Origin of the sequence: Jidongwangia harbinensis, from assembly GCF_020216025.1 — a bacterium.
GTDB classification, from domain to species: domain Bacteria; phylum Actinomycetota; class Actinomycetes; order Mycobacteriales; family Micromonosporaceae; genus Actinoplanes; species Actinoplanes harbinensis.
On record NZ_JAIWNC010000115.1, the window covers coordinates 1 to 960 of the forward strand.

The 960-nt window shown below is 68.9% G+C and carries 1 protein-coding gene; it reads left to right on the top strand.

Going from position 1 to position 960, the window contains the following annotated elements; translation table 11 throughout:
* Window positions 1-953, top strand: a 953-nt coding sequence (locus LDL48_RS43225) for an IS30 family transposase (RefSeq protein ID WP_225261011.1), incomplete at its 5' end; no start/stop codon positions are given.
* Window positions 954-960: the final 7 nt, after the last annotated feature.

Sequence of the window (960 nt, forward strand, 5' to 3'; positions counted from 1 at the left end):
GGCAGATCGCGCGGTGTTTAGGGCGGGCGCCGTCGACGGTGTCGCGGGAGGTTGGCCGGTTCGAGAGGTACGGCCAGCAGTACCTGCCGTCGGCGGCGGACTGGGCGTCCTGGTTACGGCATCGCCGGCCGCGTCGTGTTGCCCGGCTGGCGGCGGATCCGGTGCTGCGGGAGTTGGTGCTGGCAGGGTTGCGGCAGCGGTGGTCACCGCAGCAGATCGCGGCGTGGCTGCGGATCGAGTTCGCTGGCCGTAAGGAGATGCAGGTGTCCCACGAGACGATCTATCAAGCGATCTACCTGCAGGCCCGGGGGAATCTCAGGGCCGAGTTGAGCCGGCAGGTCGCCCTGCGTTCAGGGCGGGTTCGCCGCCGGCCGCGTCCGGAGGCGGCCGGCGCGATCCGGTCGCAGCGGCCCTGGCTCGGGCTCAACATCAGTGACCGTCCAGCGCAGGCCGCGGACCGGGCGGTACCCGGCCACTGGGAGGGCGACCTGCTCGAAGGCACCCGCCGCGGCGGCCAGAACTCGGCTATCGCCACCCTGGTGGAACGTTCGACCCGATTCGTCATCCTGGTCGCGCTGCCCGACGGCAAGCTGTCCGAGCACGTGGCCTCCCGGCTTGCCGACGCGATGGCCTGGCTCCCGCAGCGGCTACGGGCATCACTGACCTGGGACCAGGGCACCGAAATGGCCGCCCATCACCAGTTCACCGTCGCCACCGACTGCCCGGTCTACTTCTGCGACCCGCACTCACCGTGGCAGCGAGGCTCGAACGAGAACACCAACGGTCTGCTCCGTCAGTACTTCCCGAAGGGCCGGTTCGACTTCACCACCATCGACCAGGCCGGGCTCGACCACGTCGCCGACGAACTCAACGGAAGACCCCGCATGACCTTGGGCTGGGCCAACCCAGCTGCAAAAATGGCTGAGCTAGTCGGTGTTGCAACCACCAGTTGAGTTCGCC